Genomic DNA, 18493 nt, shown 5'->3' with positions numbered 1-18493 from the left:
TTATGCATACTTTACTTAATTCCAGATCCTGCAGAGCTGTATCAAGGGTACATAGAGTGGGCGAATCTACCAAAAAAGTGACGATCATGCGCGTTGAATAAATCAAACTTAAGGTAATTTTTTTTATCATGCAAATAGTTGCTATGCATCGAAAAAATAGTGAGTACTCACAACGCCTGAATTGATAACCCCCTCCAATTGACGTATGTTCGCCCGCCTACCCCTGTTACCTCAAGCGGCCTTATGTATGGCGAAACGAACGGCAGGTTACACATCCCCAGGTATTCGCAAGCTGGCTACCTTGCCTGCACTGCTACCCGAATTTGACCAATTCGTCCGAATAAGCTCCCTTAAGAAAATGCCCGAGGCGGTGATTGGCTGGGGGCTAAAACCCACTAGCGTAAGCGCTAGGCAGTATGCCCAACGCCATCAACTGACCTATATCGCATTAGAAGATGGCTTTTTACGCTCGTTAGGGCTAGGCGTAAATGGCTTTCAGCCGCACAGTTTGGTAGTCGATGAGACCGGCATTTATTACGACGCCTCACGCCCTTCTGATTTGGAAAACTGGCTCAACACAGCCAGTTTCAACAATGAAGAGTTAGAGCAGGCTGAACGATGCATGGCATTGATCGCTCGCTATCGGCTCTCCAAATATAACCACTCCCCCGATCAGCCGATTAACGATGCCAGCCGGGCGAGTGTATTAGTGGTCGACCAAACCGCTGGGGATGCTTCAATTCACTATGGGGGCGCTAGCGCTAGTAGCTTCAACCAGATGCTTGAGGCGGCATTAGCAGAGCACCCCGACGCCGAGATACTAGTCAAGATCCATCCTGACGTTATCGCGGGTAAAAAACAGGGCCACCTACTTAACGCCGCAGACCACCCGCGCTGCAGGGTCATCGGTGAAGACCTCAACCCCTGGGCGCTATTTGACCAGGTTGACCACGTTTACGTCGTGACCAGCCAGCTCGGCTTTGAAGCACTGCTGGCCGAAAAGCAGGTGCACTGTTTTGGTATTCCGTTTTATGCAGGTTGGGGGCTTACCCATGATCAACTGCCCTGCCACCGCCGTCGTGTAAAGCGCACCTTAGTTGAGGTCTTTGCCGCCGCCTATTTACGCTATTGCCGCTACGCTAACCCTTACACTCAGCAGCCTGCCACGCTGGAAGAGACCATTGCCTTGATCGCCGATCAAAGGCGCCAGCAGGAGCGCTATCGGGGAAGCTGGCGAGCATGCGGGTTCTCTACTTGGAAGCGTCGCTTTATTGGCGACTTTCTAGGCGCCTTCGCACGCGTGAACTATCAAGCGAAGCTTCCCGAGAGCGAGCAGCCCGATGAACGGCTGCTGGTATGGTCAAGCCGTATTGATGCAGACTTTAAATGCCAGCACGCCCAACACATGGAGAAGCTATGGCGCATGGAAGATGGGTTCATTCGTTCAGTGGGGCTGGGAGTCGATCTTACTCAGCCGTTGTCGCTGGTGATTGATTCACAGGGTATCTACTACGACCCCAGCCAACCCAGTGATTTAGAGACGCTGCTCAATAGCGCCCCCTTTAGCGACGACCTGCTGCAACGTGCGCTGCAGTTACGTAAGCGATTAGTGGCGCTCAAACTCTCCAAGTACAACGTACGTGGAAAGTCGGGGATCGAACTGCCCAAAGGGCGTTACACCATACTGGTGCCTGGCCAAGTAGAGAGCGACGCCTCGATTGCCACCGGCTCGCCGCACATTAACACCAATAGCGGGCTGTTAAGGGCAGTGCGGGAAGCACATCCGGATGCCTTTATTGTCTATAAAGCCCATCCCGATGTATTGAGCGGTGCGCGTGTCGGAGCACTCGATACCGATGCCAAACGCCTGTATGATCTAGACGCCAGCGATATCGACATCGCAACCCTTTTAGAGCGCGTCGATGCAGTGCATACGATGAGCTCTTTAACCGGCTTTGAAGCACTTTTGCGCAAACGAGAAGTCAGCACCTACGGCCTACCGTTTTATGCTGGCTGGGGCTTAACTCAGGATGCGCTTAGCTGCCCACGCCGTACGCGTTCACTCTCGCTGGATGCCTTGGTCGCCGGCACCCTGATTCTCTATCCCGGCTATGTAGACCCAACGACTCGCCAGCTATGCAATGCTGAAACCGTCGTCAGCCTGTTGGAACAGGCAAGAGCACACAAAAACACCCTTACATGGAAACAGCATCTCTACCGCTGTTATCGTAATTTGTTGATCGGAAGGCATTGAGTTGAAGCATCAGAAGCGTGCATTCTTATTTTTGCAGGGCGTTTGCTCACCTTTTTACCAGCGCTTAGCCAAGCGCCTGGTGAACGATGGGCACCGTGTCGTTAAGGTCAACTTCAATGCGGGCGATATCGCCTACTGGCAGCGCACCCACGGCCAAAGCCATCTGTTTCGTGGCCCTACCGCTGAACTACCTGGCTATATCAAGTCACTCTGGCAGCGGTACTCGATCACCGACCAAGTAGTATTTGGTGATCGTCGCCCGATTCATCGCCCAGCAGTGGATAACGCCGCCGCGGCCGGTATACGCACCCACGTATTTGAAGAGGGCTACTTTCGCCCGTTCTGGATCACACTGGAGCGCGAAGGCGTTAACGGCCACTCGCTACTGCCCCGTGACCCAAGTTGGTTTTATGAAACCGGCAAAGCACTGCCCGAACTACCCGCCCCTGTGCGTTTTCGCTCCTCGTTTAAAATTCGCGCCATGCACGATGTGGGTTACCACTTGGCCGGGCTAGCCAATCCGCTGGTTGCGCCGCACTACCGCAATCACGCGCCGATCACCGCGCCGGTCGAGTACGCGGGCTACCTGAAGCGCTTTGCTCAGTTAAAAGCCGCTTGGAAAAAACGCGATGCCGAACGCATCAAAGCGTTGATCGAAAGTGGCCGCCCCTATTTTATGCTGCCGCTGCAGCTAAATAGCGATGCGCAAATTCGCGATCACTCCCCCTACGCCAATATGCAGGAAGTGATGGACGATGTGATGGCCTCGTTCGCCAAGCACGCGCCCAGCGATTCTCAGCTGTGTATTAAGAACCATCCTTTGGATATGGGCTTGGTCAATTACCCCAAGATCATCAAGCAGCTTGCCGAACGCCATGGTCTGCAAGGGCGCATCGTCTATCTAGAGTCTGGGGATCTCAACGCCCTGCTCAAACACGCCAAGGGCAATGTCACCGTTAACAGCACCGTGGGCATCGTTTCACTGGAGAAGAACTGCCCCACCTACGCGCTTAGCGACCCGATCTATAATCTGGATGGGCTAACTTATCAAGGTGACTTAGCGGATTTTTGGCAGCAGCCGCAGCCGCCTAACAGCGAGCTATTTGGTTATTTTCAAAAGACCGTGATGCATGCCGTTCAAGTTAACGGTGGCTACTACTGCCAGCCCGGTATCGATTTAGCCGTGGATAACGCCGCCCGCATACTAGAAGCCTGCCCATCGCCGTTGGAGAAGCTTCTGTGAACGTTGTTGTGAAAGAAGCTGCAAAAGAGGCTGTGAGCCCATCTCTACACTCACGCTGCGTGCTGATCACTGGCGCCACCGGCGCGATTGGGGGCGCCTTGGCAAACGCCTATGCCGATCCCAGCACCCACCTGGTATTGCACGGACGCCAGCAGGAGAAGCTAGAGGCGCTTGCCACCACTTGCCGCCAAAAAGGTGCCCAAGTCACTCTCTCAACCATCAATCTAACCGATGACCACGCCCTGAAAAGCTGGCTAGCCGAAGTCTGCGCCCAACAGGTACCGAACATCTTGATTGCCAATGCGGGCAAAAACACCCACCCCCAAGGGCCTGATATCTTAGAGCCCTGGGCAGACGTGCAGGCGCTGTTGGATATCAACCTGAAAACCCCCATCGCCATGGTGCAACACCTAGTGCCAGCCATGCAGACCCGCGGCAGCGGTCAATTGGTGCTGATCAGCTCGCTTGCCGCATGGCACGGTTTACCGACCACCCCCAGCTATAGCGCCAGCAAAGCAGGCATCAAAGCCTATGGCGAAGGGCTGCGCGGGCTACTCGCGCCTCACGGTATCGGCGTCACTGTGGTCATGCCCGGCTATGTTACCTCACCGATGTGCGAGGCCATGCCCGGCCCCAAACCCTGGGAGTGGCCGCCCGAGCGCGCGGCCAAGGTAATTAAACGCGGTATCGCCGCAAACCGTGCGCGCATCAGCTTCCCCTTCCCACTTAATTTTGGCACCTGGTGGCTGGCGGTACTGCCCGCAGGGGTTTCGCAATGGTTGATCGAGCGACTGGGCTTCAACCACTCAGGAGACACACCCCATGATTAGCGCGCTGATATGGCCGCTACTCGTGGGGCTATTGATCAGTGGTCTGTTTGAAGCCCTGCTTAGCCCTCGGCCGCGCCCATTTTGGCAGCGTGGAGCAGCGGCCAATAGTGTCCACCTTGGCTCATGGCTTCTACTTTTCGGGCTGCAGGTATTGTTACTCCAGCGCCCCTGGTTTGCGGTGATGGTGTGTCTCTCGCTGCAACTAGTCGTAGTGCAGTCGAGCAACGCCAAATCGAATACGCTCAACGAGCCGTTTATCTGCCATGACTTTGAATACTTCTGGGACGCTATCCTGCACCCGCGCCTTTACGTGCCCTTTTTCGGCGTAGGTTTGGCGATTGCCGCCAGCAGCGCCGCCGTAGTGGCAATTGGTGGATTCTTTTACTGGGAAGGGTCGCTGGTCACTAGCGAGGGCGCCAACCGCTTTCTAACCAATGCGCTGGGATTAATAGCCTTGGGCTCGCTGCTGCTTGCTGTTAGTGTCCGCAGGCTGCCCGCCATCGTCTTACAGCCCATAGACGACATGCACCGTTTAGGGCTTTTCGCTAGCCTATGGGCCTACGGCGTGGCGCTAATGCGCGCTCCCGTTCCGACGCCAGAGCAATCGCCCTTCCACGCTTTAACACCGGTAGCGAGTGCGCATCAGGGCAAACAGCCACTGCCCAACGTGGTGCTGGTGCAGAGTGAATCGTTTTTCGACCCTCGGCCCTGGTGTGAAGAGGTCGATGCCAGCCTGCTTCACCATTTCGACACCTCTCGCGCAAACGCCACCCTGCATGGCGCATTAAACGTGCCCGCCTGGGGTGCCAATACAGTGCGTACCGAGTGCGCGGTATTAACGGGCATTGCACCCGACCACTGGGGCATTCGCCAGTTCAACCCTTACCGCACGCTTGCCCGCCATCCAATGCCCAGTTTAGCGAGCGCGCTAAAAGCGGCAGGCTATCGCACGGTTTGTGTGCATCCGTACCTGGCGAGCTTCTATTTTCGTCACAAGGTGATCCCCCAATTAGGCTTTGACCACTTTATAGATATCAATGCCTTCCAGAGCAGCGACAAAAACGGTCAATACGTTAGTGACCAGGCAGTGGCACGAAAAATTGGACGGCTGCTTGAAGATGACGATAATAGACCGCTATTTGTATTTGTTATCACCATGGAAAATCACGGCCCGCTACATTTAGAAGCACCGAACCAAGCAACGTTAGCCGATACGCTGCCCGGCGCTCCTTGGCCGTTACCCGACCATCTGCGTGACTTAGCGGTCTATTTGCAGCATTTAAGTGAATCCGACAAGATGTTGGCAAGCGTTAAAAATTCGCTGAATACTGCAAAGCGACCGGGCCTGCTAGGCTGGTATGGGGATCATGTTCCCATTCTGCCTGAGGCGTATGCACACTTCACACCGCCTGATGGCCGCACTCCCTACATGGTATGGTCAACAGAGAGTTGGGTAACAGCAGGGGTAGGGGCAGCGAACGCTTACGAGCCATTTGAGCTAGCCGCAAACGAACTTGGTGTCCAGTTATTCAAACAGGTGTTTGGACACGATATAAGTAGCGATGTGATCAAGGTAGAACCAGAACCTCAGGAGCAAGAATGACTAAACGCGTTGCCATCATCGGCGCCGCCCATCGTTTCCCCGGCACCACCCCTGAAACGTTCTGGCAGGATCTGCAAGCCGAAAAAGATTTAGTGACTGAAGTGGCCGCTGACCGCTGGAGCCACGACGTTTTTATGCACCCGGATAAGCGCCACCCGGGTACCAGCGTGACTTTTGCCGCCGGTAGCCTGGGCGATATCAGCGGGTTTGACGCTGAGTTTTTTGGTATTTCGCCCCGTGAAGCGGCCAATATGGATCCTCAGCAGCGCATGCTTCTAGAGCTCGCCTGGGAAGCCATGGAAGATGCCAGCATTCTGCCCAGCTCCCTGCGCGGCAGCCAGTGCGGGGTATTTTTGGGCGTGGCCAGCCTCGACTACTCTTATCGCATCGCGGACGATATGGCAGCGATTGATGCCTCCACCGCTACTGGCAACACCTCCAGCATCGCCTCGAATCGATTGTCTTACGTGTTTGACCTGCACGGCCCCAGCATGTCGCTGGATACTGCCTGCTCGTCCTCCATGGTGGCCTTTCACCAGGCCTGCCAATCGATTCGCAGTGGCGAAACCAGTATGGCGCTGGCGGGCGGCATCAGCCTGCACCTGCACCCCTATGGCTTTATCATCTTCTCTAAAGCCAGCATGCTTTCACCCACTGGCCGCTGTCAGGTATTCGATGAAGCGGGTAACGGCTATGTGCGCTCGGAAGGCGGTGGCATTTTCCTGCTTAAGGATTACGACCAAGCGGTAGCCGACGGCGACAATATTATTGCCGTAGTAGCAGGCTCCGCGGTGAACACAGACGGTCACAAATCTGGCCTAACGGTGCCTAACCCAAGCGCCCAAATTGATCTAATGAAGCGCGCCTATGAACAGGCGGGCATCTCGCCGGATGAAATCGACTACCTGGAAGCCCACGGCACCGGCACCGCCGTTGGCGACCCGATTGAAACCCGTGCGATTGGTGAAGCACTCGGCCAGCAGCGCAAAACGCCGCTGCTGATTGGCTCGGTAAAGAGCAACCTGGGCCACCTGGAAACCGCTTCCGGCGTAGCGGGGCTGGCCAAGGCGCTCTACAGCATTCAGCACCGCGAAGTCCCTGCCACGATTGGCATCCGCAAACTCAATCCGCGCATCAAGTTTGATGAGTGGAACATCTCAGTGGTCACCAAAGGCCAGCCGCTGAAAAAACAAGGCCGTCTGGTTATCGGCGTGAACTCCTTTGGTTTTGGCGGGGCCAACGCCCACGTTATTTTGGAAAGCCCGCCTGAACGGGTCAAACCTGAAACGCAGGCGCCAGACTTACCGCTACCGATTCACCTTAGCGCCCGCAGTGAAGCCGCGCTCAGCCAAAGCGCCGAAACGCTCGCCAACTACCTGCGCGAGAACGACTTACGCGAAAGTAGCGACATCAGCCTGTATGACATCGCTTATACGCTGTTCCACCACCGTGACCGACATAGCCATGGCGCACTGCTGTTTGCACAAACGGCTGAAGAAGCCGCCACGCAACTCAGCGAGTTTGCCGCGGGTGAAACCAACAGCGTTACCACACTCGAGCGCTTGCCCGACGCAGTAGGCCCAGTGTTTGTTTATGATGGCAACGGCTGCCAGTGGGAAACCATGGGGCGCGATCTGCTCAGCGATTCGCCGGTTTTCGCCGCGGCGATTGATCGCGTCGACGCACTCTTTCAGCAGCACGGGGATTTCTCGTTACGCGCCGAACTGGAAGGCCGCAATGGGGAGAACCGTTTCCCGCTAACTGAAATCGCCCAGCCAGCGCTGTTTGCACTGCAGGTGGCATTAACTGAGTGGCTGCACGACCAAGGCATTACGCCCACGGCAGTATTCGGTCACAGCGTAGGTGAAGTGGCCGCCGCCTGGGCCTGCGGTGCGTTGAGTCTGGAAGATGCGGTCAAAGTGATTTACTACCGCAGCGACTACCAGGGTAAAACCCGTGGCCTTGGCGAAATGACCGCGGTGGCCATGAGCGCTGACGACATCGCCGCGTGGCTAGAAAAGCCCGAGTTCAATCAGGTATGCCTGGCAGGTATTAACAGCCCGAAAGGCATTACGCTGGCGGGAGATAGCCAACAGCTAAGCGCTTTGGAAGCCGCCCTGGGTGAGCAGGATGTTTTTGCCAAACGCCTGCCCCTGGACTACGCCTTCCACAGCCCCGCGATGGACAGCATTCAAGCTGGGGTCATTGACGCGCTGGCCGATATTACCCCGAGTGCCACGCAGATTCCCTACTACTCCACCGTTACCGGTACGCTGAGTGACGGGCTTGAGCTGGATGCCACCTACTGGTGGAAAAACATTCGTGAGCCGGTGCTGTTTGAAGCCGTCGCTAGCGCGCTGATCGAACAAGGCAATAACGTCTTTGTAGAAATTGGCGCCCACCCCATTCTACGCCGCTACCTTAATGAGTCACTGCGCCAACTGGAGCGACCAGGGTTGGTATTCGGCACCATTGAGCGCCACAAGCCCGGCCTTGAAGGTTTGCAACGTAGCCTAAGCCAACTACTGCTGAGTGGTCTTAGCCTGGCTAGCCGCCACTTCCCGGTGGTCGGTCTGCGTGTGCCGCTACCGCGCTATGCCTGGCAGCGCAGCCACCACTGGGTACACGGCACCAATGACGGTCAAGGCCTGCTGTCACGCTATTATCAGCACCCACTGCTGGGCTACCCGTTAGCGCAGCACGAACACACCTGGGAGAGCCAGCTCGACACCCAACGCCAGCCCTGGTTGGCCGACCATGTGGTGGGCGAAGGCGCGGTGTTCCCCGGTGCCGGTTTTGTGGAACTGACGCTGGCGGCGGCGCTGCAGCTAAAAGACAGCCCGTTGCTGGATATCGAAGAGTTGGAAATCCGTGCCCCGCTGCTGCTGGACGGCCCCTATGGCCGCACCATGCGGCTTAGCTACCTACCGGAAGATGGCCGCCTGGAGATCCACTCCCGCGAACCTGCCACCGGGGTAGAGTGGCAGTTAAATGCCGTGGCCCGCACCATGCGTGAAAGCCGTGGTTTCCTGCTCAACCGCACAGCGCCGGTGATGCCTACTCGTGCCCCGGACTACACGCTGGAAGATCACCTGCAGATGGCTGAGCGTATTGGCCTTCACTATGGCCCTGCCTTTCAGGCTATCTCCAGGGGCTGGATTGACGGCGATGCAGTGATTGGTGAAATAGCCCTGTCGGACGAAGTCCAGGCGCAGCTCAGCACATTGCACGTGCACCCCGGCATTCTGGATAGCGCCTTCCAGATGTTTATCCCACTGCTCGCGCAACATAGTGAGTTTGCCACCCAGCTCGCCTTTGTGCCGGTTCGCGTGGAACGTATTCAAGTGAATACCCAGGCAGGCGTGCCGGTTCTCGCCCGCGCCGTGATGGGTAAGCGCGCACCGCACTCCTTTACCGCCGATTTCGAGCTGTATGACGCCGCCGGTAACGCCGTTGCAGTACTGAGCAAAACCCGCTTCAAAGCGATTCGACTCAACCGCGCCCATCATCAGCACTTCAGCTATTTGGATGTGGAACTGACGCCGGCGCCGCTACACGCAGAACCGCTGGCACTACCTGCCGATGCGCTTGCTCGTCTTGCAGATATCGCCAGCGTTTACGGCGAAAGCACCGGCCAGCGTTACGGCAACGAAGTCGCCCCTCTGCTCGATAGCCTTAGCGAAGCCTTTGCTCAGCAGGGTCTCGGCGTTAATAGCGAAGAAGCACAGCACTCGCCGGACGTTATCTGGCAACTGCTGGTGCAAGACTACCCCGACTACTTTGCGCCCATTCACCTGGTGGGCCGGTTAGGGCTTCACCAACAGGCGCTGCGTAGCGGCACCAGTGACCTGGAAACCCTGGGCATTAGCCACGACCACTTGGCGCGATTAAACCGTGTGTTAGTGGGCGAAAGCGGCTGGCAAGCGTTGGCAGGCGAGTTAGCCGAGTTAATAGATGCGCTGATCGCAGAGCTCCCCGCCGGGCAGCGTTTGCAACTGCTCGAAGCAGGCCCCAGCGCGCCAGCGTTGGGCGAACGCCTACTGGAACGCAGCGCTCAAGCGCTGTATCACGACCTTACCCATTACCGCGTGATCACCACCCTCGACAGCACGCGCCATCAGGCAGAACAGCTGCAAGAGCGTTTCCCGCTGATGGATATGCAGCACCTTGGCCAAAACGAGGTTGCTGCGCTAACCGCCCCCATCGGTGTTGAAAAGGCTCAATTGGCGTTTGTAAGCGTGGATATCACCCACCCGGCCGCCACGCGTCAGTTAATCGAAGCATTACCTGAGCAACTCGCCCCTGGCGCCCAGGTCATGCTGATTGGTATCGCCCCAAGTCGCTGGCTGGATGATCTGCTGGCCACGCCCGGCATCGATCAAACCGCCTTGGAGCAAGATACGCTCATTAGCTGGCTAAACGACCAGGGCTTTGTGGTTTCCGCGCCCATGGCGCTGGAAGAGAGCGACAGTGGCGCGTACCTGCTCCATGCGCACTACCCTTTAGAAACGGCTGCAAGCACATCAAACACGGCGCAACGGCGTCACTTGGTGGTCGCCGACCACAACAGTGAAGCGCTGGCGGCCAATCTGGTCGAGGCACTGCAATCGCAAGGCGCTTCCGCGCTGCTCAGCGTTAGTCAGAGTGCACCTGCTGAGCTGCTGGCTCATGCATTGGCTCAACCTGCATTGGCTCAACCTGAAATGGCCCAAGCCGCACCTGATAATCAGGGCGAGCTAACCCTCAATGTGATTGACCTGCGTGGCCTGGGCGCGAACAGCACTGAAGCGCAAACCGCCCGCTGTAATCACGCTCTGCAGTGGACGCTGGCCTTAGAGCAGCACTCACTTGCTGCCTCTTTATGGTTGGTGACCAACGGGGTAAGCGCTTTATGGCAGACAACGTCACCCGCCAGCGCGACAGACGCCCCTGGTGATGCCGTGCTGTGGGGCTTTGGCCGCTCGCTAGCCAACGAAGCCGTCGGCCATAGCGTCTACCTGCTGGATATACCGGCAGCCGTCAGCGAGCCTGCGTTACACGCCTGGGCCACCCTACTGACTCAACCAGATAGCGAAAACGAAGCGCTGATCGATAACCAGGGCCATCGCTTTGCGACGCGGCTGCGCACCCTGCCCGCGCCGCACCCAGCTGCGGAAGGGCAGACCAATGAACAGACCAAGCAGCCGCATCAGGCGATGTCACTGGGCTTTGCCATGCCCGGCCAGCTGCGCCAATTAACCTGGCGTCCGCGCCCGTTGCCACAAGTCAGTGCCGACGAGGTGGAAATCAGTGTTAAGGCCACCGGGCTTAACTTCCGCGATGTGATGTACACCCTGGGTTTGCTCTCCGATGAAGCGATAGAGAACGGCTTCGCCGGCCCCACCCTCGGCCTTGAGTTTTCAGGCGTGGTCAAGGCCGTGGGCAGCAACGTCACCCACGTGGCGCCTGGGCAAGCCGTGGTCGGCTTCGGCCCTGCCAGCTTTAGCGACAAGGTCATTGCCAACCAGCACGCCGTTGCAGCACTGCCGGAAGGCATTAGCTTTGCGGCTGCGGCGACGATTCCGACGACCTTCTTCACGGTCTACTACGCGCTCAAGCATCTGGCGCGAGTCGAACCTGGCGAAAAAATCCTGATTCACGGCGCCGCGGGCGGCGTGGGTATTGCAGCGCTGCAAATCGCCCAGTGGCTGGGAGCGGAAATTTACGCCACGGTGGGCTCCGAAGAGAAGCGCGACTTCCTGCGTCTGATGGGCATCGAGCGACTCTATGACTCGCGCTCGCTCACCTTCGCCGAAGAAATCCTGGAAGACACCCAGGGCGAAGGCGTGGATGTGGTGCTCAACTCCCTGGCCGGGGAAGCGATCAACCAGAACCTGCGCGCCCTGCGCCCGTTCGGCCGCTTCCTGGAGCTGGGCAAACGCGATTTCTACGAAAACACTCATATTGGCCTGCGCCCGTTCCGCAATAACCTCAGCTACTTCGGTATCGACTCCGATCAGCTAATGAAGGTGCAGCCTGCGCTGACACAACGCCTGTTTGGCGAGATGATGGCGCTATTTAACGACGGTACCTTAAGCCCGCTGCCGTTTACCTCGTTTAGCCACACCCAGGTAATCGACGCCTTCCGCTATATGCAGCAGGCGCGCCAGATCGGCAAAGTGGTAGTGACCTATGAACAACCCATAGCGCCACCCAAGAACGAGGTGTTGGGCACGGCAGCAATGCAGCTCTCCGCAGATGCCAGCTACCTGGTCACCGGCGGCCTGGGTGGCTTTGGGTTAAGAACTGCTCAGTGGCTGGTAGAGAAAGGCGCGCGGCAGTTGATCCTACTCAGCCGCAGCGGCCCCACCAGTGAAGAGGCTCAGGCAGCCATTGCGTCGTTTGAACAGCAAGGCGTTACGATACTCGCCGCCGCCTGCGATATTACCGACCGCACTGCGCTGGCCGATGTGCTGGAGCGCGCCAAGGGTGAACTAGCACCGCTGCGAGGCATTGTGCACGCCGCCACGGTGATCGACGACGGTTTGATTCGCAACCTGGATGCCGAGCGCATTCAGAAAGTGTTAGCGCCCAAAATCGATGGCGCCCGCCACCTGGACGCACTCACCCGCGAGGAGGAACTGGAGTTCTTCGTGCTCTACTCATCGGCCACCACCCTGTTCGGCAACCCCGGCCAGGCCAACTACGTGGCCGCCAACCACTGGCTGGAGGCGTTCGCCGCCAATCGCCGTGCCGCGGGTTTACCAGCCACCTGCGTACGCTGGGGCGCCATTGAAGATGTCGGCTTCCTGGCTCGTAACACCCGCACCCGTGATGCGCTGCAAGAGCGCCTGGGCGGTTCCGCGCTACGCTCGGATGACGCGCTGAAAGTGCTCGAACAGATGCTGCTGGCCCCTGGGCCAAGCCTTGGTGTACTGGAACTAGAGTGGGGCGCGCTTGCTCGTTTCCTCCCCACTGCCGAAGCGCCGCGCTTTAACGAAATTGCCCGCGCTAGCGACGACGACGGCAGCGCGGATGCAGATGACGACATCAGCGCCCTGCTCGCCGACCTCTCACCCGAGGAGCTGCACAGCACGGTCACCGATCTACTGCGCGCCGAGCTGGCCAGCATTCTGCTGATTGATGAAGAGAAGCTCGATATTCACCGCTCGGTCTACGATATGGGCTTCGACTCCCTGATGGGCGTTGAGCTAATGACCGCTATCGAGAACCGCTTGGGCGTTCAGGTGTCAGTGATGGTGCTCAGTGAAGCATCGACACTCGACAAACTGGCGGGCGTGCTGATTCAGAAAATGCATCAGCACGACGATGTTGAAGACGCTCCGCAAGATGCGATAGCCTCACTGGCCGCACAACATGGCACTGAAGATTTAGGCCCTGAAGGGCTCACCACTGAGCCTGCGTCCGCTTCCTCATCACCCGCGACTGAGACTCCATGACCGCTAAGCGCTCTGAACTGAAACAGCAATTGTTGGAACAAGCACGCCGGCGTACTACGCCGCGTGCTGCCAGCGCCACGCCCTCTTCCAATGGGCAAGGCGGAGAGCAACGCACGGTGCCCGAGCGCTTCACGCGCTTTGATGCCCAGCCGGGCTATCAGCAAATCGCCATGATGCGCCAGGCCGCCGATCAGTTGGGCCTGGTCGACCCATTCTTCAAGGTCCACGAAGGCACCGCCGGGGCGACCAGCGTGATCAATGGGCAGACCTGCATCAACTTTGCCAGCTATAACTACCTCGGCTTTTCAGGCGACCCGCGCATCAATCAGGCCGCCTGCGATGCCGTGGCGCGCTACGGTACTTCGGTCTCCGCCAGCCGCGTGGTCTCCGGCGAACGGCCTATCCACCAAGAGCTGGAACAGGCCCTCGCCACTGCCTACAACGTTGAAGATGCGGTGGTGTTTGTGAGCGGTCACGCCACTAACGTCTCCACACTGGGCCACCTGCTGGGCCCTAAAGATTTAGTGCTCCACGACGAGTACATCCATAACAGCTCGTTGGTTGGCACGCAGCTTTCCGGCGCCAAGCGCATGTCGTTTAGCCATAACGACCCCGCCGCGCTGGAAGCCCTGTTGGCCCGGCATCGGCATCAGTTCGAACGCGTTCTGGTAGTGATCGAAGGGCTCTACAGCATGGATGGCGACATCCCTGAGCTGCCGCGTTTTATCGAACTGAAGCAACGCTATCAAGCCTGGCTGATGGTCGATGAAGCCCACTCCTTTGGGGTCATGGGCGACACCGGCCTGGGGCTGCGCGAGTATTTCGATATCGACCCGCGCGACGTGGATATCTGGATGGGCACCATGAGCAAAACCATGGCAGGCTGCGGCGGCTATATCGCAGGCAGCAAGCCGCTGGTGGAAACACTACGCTACCTGGCCCCCGGTTTTCTCTACAGCGTGGGCATGCCCGCCCAAGTCGCCGCCCCCTCACTAGCCGCGCTGCAGCTGATGCAGCAAGAACCCGAACGGGTTCAGCGCCTGCATGCTATTTCGCGCTACTTTCTTGAACAGGCCACTGCCCGCGGCTTGGATACCGGCAAAAGCATCGGTGCCGCGGTCGTACCGGTGATTATTGGCAGCTCCGCGGCGGCTGCCCGGCTTTCTAACGCATTGTTAGAACAGCACATCAACGTACAGCCGATTCTGCACCCAGCGGTACCCGAAAAAAGCGCACGGCTGCGCTTCTTTCTCTCCTGTGAGCATACCCAGGCGCACATTGACCAAACGCTTGATGCACTCACCGCGCTACTGCCATAATTTTGTAACGCTTTTCCAGACGCAAGGATGATGGTATGGATGTTTACAATGACCAGGAGGGCGCAGCAACGCCCGCCTGGTACGTTATTCAGTGCAAAGGGGGCGAATCATTTCGCGCTGCCGAACATCTCGCCAACCAAGGTTATGAGGTGTTTCATCCTGTCCTGAAGAGCCAACGCAAGCGCCAGGGAAAGCTCACCACGGTGACCGAGCCGCTCTTCCCCTACTACCTGTTTATCTGTTTGGATCAGTTGGTCAGCAACTGGCGTCCGATTCGCTCTACTCGCGGGGTGCTACGCCTGCTGACCTTCGGTGACAGGCCCGTCGCCGTGCCCTCACAGCTTGTCGAGACCCTACGCGCTCAGCCGCACAGCAAGGAAGGGATTCACACCTACTTCAGTGCTGGCGAGAAAGTCACCATCACCGACGGCCCCTTCAAAGACCTGGAAGCCATCTTCACCCGCCTTAAAGGCGAAGAGCGCGCCATCGTCCTGCTCAACGTGCTCAATCGGCCACAGTATTTGGAAGTACCGCTAGACACCCTAAGCAAGCCGTAGGCTGCCCCACCGCTAATAACGATGCGCTACAATGGGCCTTTATAAGCCAATTATTTTGCATGGAGGCACGGGTGGCAACCTATCGACGCGCGCATGTTTCTGGCGGCAGCTACTTTTTTACAGTCGTCACCTACGCACGACAACCCCTGCTGGCGGATCGTCTCAATATTGAAGCCCTTGGTCGTGCCTTTCGCACAGTTCGAGAAGAGCGCCCCTTCGTAATGGATGCGTTCGTACTTCTCCCCGACCACCTCCACTGCCTGTGGAGGCTGCCAGAAGGCGACGCGGACTACTCCTCACGCTGGCGGGACATCAAAAAATACGCCTCACAGGAATTCTTCTTCCCGCCCGGCACCCACAACGCCTGGCAGCGCGGCTTCTGGGAGCACGTCATTCGTGACGAAAACGACTGGCAACGACATATGGATTACATCCATTACAACCCCGTCAAACACGGCTGGACTAGAGCCCCCCGCGACTGGGAATGGTCAAGCTTTCAACAATGCGTACAAAAAGGCTGGTACACCCCCGACTGGGGCACCCAACAAGCCCCCGACGTCGCCGAAATGGATTGGGAGTGATGGCGAAAACCCCGGCACCGCTTCGCGATGCATCCGCGGGTGCGCTTCGCTTACCACGCGCTACTAAATCTCGCATGCACATGAAGGTGGGGATGCCACCGGATTCGAGTGAGCACCCGTAGCGCGTGGTAACGAGAAAGCGAGTTCAGCAAGCGTTTCGAGGCACCCGCGGGAGGCGGCGGAACGACGCCCGGTGGCACCCAACCTTCCTACATGGGCCAACCCCGGCACCGCTTCGCTCTACGCTACCTTTTGAGAGTGAGTTTCCAGCATTGCAGCAATGCTCAAGTGGTAATCAATATCCGGCCATTCAATACCGGTGGCGTCACAAATAAACAGGTAATGCCGCAAGACCTTCACAGAGGCCTGCTCAAGTTCTGGATACCAGCTCATAGGCGTTGAAATGCGCCGCCCATCACTCAATTCGACATGAAGATAATGGTCGTCAAAATGGACTTCTTTACCTGATAAACCAGTCATTCCACACCTCCAAAAATTCCTGTCTATGCAAACTTACTAGCTCAAGACACTCCTTGAGCTCTTGCTTCTTTAGTGACGAATAAATTACCACACTAGTCTCAGTCTCAATTTTTAGCCCAGCCTCCTGCCTTCATCACATGCACATGTGGCGGAGGATGTTCATTTGCATAGAAAAAGAATTTGAAACCTTTTTCATTAAGTAGAGTTGGCACTTCATTATCTCTTGCAGTGATGCTAGAAGCATACCAACCCCCTTGCACATCGTCACTTATAAGCCTAAGCGAATACGGCTCTCCAACACATTCACAGCCAACTACATTATTGCTTCAACATCACCATCTCACCAACCCCGGCACCGCTTCGCGCTGCTTCCGCGGGTGCGCTTCGCTTACCACGCGCTACTAAATCTCGCATACACATTGAGGTGAGGATTCCACCGGAATCGAGTGATTGTCGTAGCGCGTGGTAACGAGAAAGCGAGTTCAGCGAGCGTTTCGAGGCACCCGCGGGAGGCGGCGGAACGACGCCCAATGGCACCGAACCATCATCGCCTACACGGGCCAAACCCGGCACCGCTTCGCGCTGCTTCCGCGGGTGCGCTTCGCTTACCACGCGCTACTAAATCTCGCATGCACATTGAGGTGAGGATTCCACCGGAATAGAGTGTGTGCACCCGTAGCGCGTGGTAACAAGAAAGCGAGTTCAGCGAGCGTTTCGAGGCACCCGCGGGAGGCGGCGGAACGACGCCCAATGGCACCCAACCATCATCGCCTACACAGGCCAACCCCGGCACCGCTTCGCGCTGCTTCCGCGGGTGCGCTTCGCTTACCACGCGCTACTAAATCTCGCGTGCACATTGAGGTGAGGATTCCAAGGATGTGTGCACATGGCCATGGCACGTCATCACGCCACAGAAGCCAAACCCGTAGCGCGTGGTAACGAAGAACGCGAGCTGAGCGAGCGTAAAGCCACCTTCTCAATCACTGCCAAACAAATCGCGGGTGTATACCTTGGATTCCACATCGCTAAGCTCAGTGACCATGCGGTTAGCCAGGATGACATCACACTTGTCTTTAAACGCGGCTAAATCGCGCATAACGGTTGAGCCAAAGAATTTATCTTCCTCCAGCACCGGCTCGTAAACGACCACTTCCACACCTTTCGCTTTGATGCGCTTCATAACGCCCTGCATGGCACTGGCGCGGAAGTTGTCCGAGCCCGTTTTCATGATCAGACGATAAACCCCGACCACGGTTGGATTACGGCGCAGAACGGACTCGGCAATAAAGTCTTTACGCGTGCGGTTGGCATCTACAATTGCCTGAACCATATTACTCGGCACATCGGTATAGTTGGCGAGCAGTTGCTTGGTATCCTTCGGCAGGCAATAGCCACCATACCCAAAGCTGGGGTTGTTATAGTGCTTACCAATACGCGGGTCTAGGCCAACGCCTTGAATGATCTGCTTGGCATCAAGGCCATGGGTTTCCGCATAGGTATCTAATTCATTAAAGTAAGCGACCCGCATTGCCAGATACGTATTCGCAAACAGCTTGATTGCCTCGGCCTCGGTGCTGTTCGTCAACAATACCTCTATTTCTTCGGCAATCGCCCCCTGTTTGAGGAGTTCAGCAAAGGCCTCGCCCCGCTCGGAACGCTCTCCGACAATAATGCGCGAAGGATAAAGATTATCGTAAAGCGCCTTTCCTTCCCGTAAAAATTCAGGCGAGAAAATAAGGTTTTGCGTGTTAAAGCGTTCAGCGGCACCTTTGGTGTACCCCACTGGCACGGTGGATTTTATGACCATCACCGCCTCAGGGTTAATCTGCATGACCTGCTCAATAACAGCTTCAACGCTTTTAGTATTGAAATAGTTGGTTTGAGGATCGTAATCAGTGGGAGTGGCAATAATCACGAACTGCGCGCCAGCGTAAGCCTGCTCGGCATCCAACGTCGCAGTAAAATTCAGGTCAGTACGATTTAAAAAAGCCGCTATTTCAGCATCCTCAATCGGAGAGAGGCGATTGTTCAACAGCGCTACTTTCTCGGGGACGATATCCACCGCGACCACTTCGTGGTGCTGCGCTAACAACATCGCATTGGAAAGCCCCACATAGCCGGTTCCTGCAACGGCAATTTTCATCCAAATAATTCCTAAAATTAATATAAAACAAAAACTTGAAGCAA

13 protein-coding genes are annotated in these 18493 nt (G+C 57.0%); 8 read left to right on the top strand and 5 right to left on the bottom strand.

What is annotated here, in order from left to right; genetic code table 11:
- Positions 1 to 247 precede the first annotated feature (247 nt).
- The 8 genes from ACW17M_RS02470 (at position 248) to ACW17M_RS02435 (ending at position 15826) form a co-directional block, all read left to right on the top strand.
- A complete protein-coding gene (locus ACW17M_RS02470) occupies positions 248 to 2254 on the top strand; it encodes a capsular polysaccharide biosynthesis protein (protein WP_457546873.1) in 2007 nt (668 codons plus the stop codon).
- 1 nt (position 2255) lies between these two features.
- The gene (locus tag ACW17M_RS02465; RefSeq protein WP_159176539.1) at positions 2256 to 3497 is read left to right on the top strand and encodes a capsule biosynthesis protein; all 1242 of its coding nucleotides are present in this window, start codon (positions 2256 to 2258) and stop codon (positions 3495 to 3497) included.
- Between the two features lie 32 nt (positions 3498 to 3529).
- Positions 3530 to 4327, top strand: coding sequence for an SDR family NAD(P)-dependent oxidoreductase (locus ACW17M_RS02460; RefSeq protein ID WP_027958983.1), 798 nt, complete (start codon positions 3530 to 3532; stop codon positions 4325 to 4327).
- Complete coding sequence (locus ACW17M_RS02455; RefSeq protein WP_457546872.1) at positions 4320 to 5930, top strand: LTA synthase family protein; 1611 nt, start codon at positions 4320 to 4322, stop codon at positions 5928 to 5930. Before ACW17M_RS02460 ends, ACW17M_RS02455 begins: the two co-directional genes overlap by 8 nt.
- Positions 5927 to 13369 (top strand): type I polyketide synthase, encoded by a 7443-nt coding sequence (locus ACW17M_RS02450; RefSeq protein ID WP_457546871.1) that lies wholly within the window; start codon positions 5927 to 5929, stop codon positions 13367 to 13369. Before ACW17M_RS02455 ends, ACW17M_RS02450 begins: the two co-directional genes overlap by 4 nt.
- Entirely contained in the window at positions 13366 to 14688 is a 1323-nt protein-coding gene (locus ACW17M_RS02445) for an aminotransferase class I/II-fold pyridoxal phosphate-dependent enzyme (protein ID WP_009288306.1), read from the top strand. Before ACW17M_RS02450 ends, ACW17M_RS02445 begins: the two co-directional genes overlap by 4 nt.
- A gap of 35 nt (positions 14689 to 14723) precedes the next feature.
- The gene (rfaH, locus tag ACW17M_RS02440) at positions 14724 to 15245 is read left to right on the top strand and encodes a transcription/translation regulatory transformer protein RfaH (RefSeq protein WP_022524098.1); all 522 of its coding nucleotides are present in this window, start codon (positions 14724 to 14726) and stop codon (positions 15243 to 15245) included.
- Between the two features lie 71 nt (positions 15246 to 15316).
- The gene (locus ACW17M_RS02435) at positions 15317 to 15826 is read left to right on the top strand and encodes an REP-associated tyrosine transposase (protein WP_457546870.1); all 510 of its coding nucleotides are present in this window, start codon (positions 15317 to 15319) and stop codon (positions 15824 to 15826) included.
- A 240-nt stretch (positions 15827 to 16066) separates the two neighbouring features.
- Here ACW17M_RS02435 and ACW17M_RS02430 read toward each other — a convergent pair whose 3' ends face one another.
- From ACW17M_RS02430 to ACW17M_RS02410, 5 genes are all read right to left on the bottom strand, one after another.
- The gene (locus ACW17M_RS02430; RefSeq protein ID WP_022524100.1) at positions 16067 to 16306 is read right to left on the bottom strand and encodes a DUF2442 domain-containing protein; all 240 of its coding nucleotides are present in this window, start codon (positions 16304 to 16306) and stop codon (positions 16067 to 16069) included.
- Positions 16287 to 16397, bottom strand: coding sequence for a DUF4160 domain-containing protein (locus ACW17M_RS02425; RefSeq protein WP_457546869.1), 111 nt, complete (start codon positions 16395 to 16397; stop codon positions 16287 to 16289). The genes ACW17M_RS02430 and ACW17M_RS02425 overlap by 20 nt, the downstream gene beginning before the upstream one ends.
- 13 nt (positions 16398 to 16410) lie before the next feature.
- Positions 16411 to 16518: a DUF4160 domain-containing protein gene (locus tag ACW17M_RS02420; protein WP_457546868.1), complete on the bottom strand. Its 108-nt coding sequence runs from the start codon at positions 16516 to 16518 to the stop codon at positions 16411 to 16413.
- A 106-nt stretch (positions 16519 to 16624) separates the two neighbouring features.
- Entirely contained in the window at positions 16625 to 16918 is a 294-nt protein-coding gene (locus ACW17M_RS02415; RefSeq protein WP_457546867.1) for a hypothetical protein, read from the bottom strand.
- Positions 16919 to 17282: 364 nt separating this feature from the next.
- Positions 17283 to 18449, bottom strand: coding sequence for a nucleotide sugar dehydrogenase (locus ACW17M_RS02410; RefSeq protein WP_427770735.1), 1167 nt, complete (start codon positions 18447 to 18449; stop codon positions 17283 to 17285).
- Positions 18450 to 18493: the final 44 nt, after the last annotated feature.

This window comes from Vreelandella sp. 2A-K22 (genome assembly GCF_054065485.1).
The sequence above is the reverse complement of the archived record's forward strand: the minus strand, read 5'-3'. Positions and strand labels throughout refer to the sequence as shown.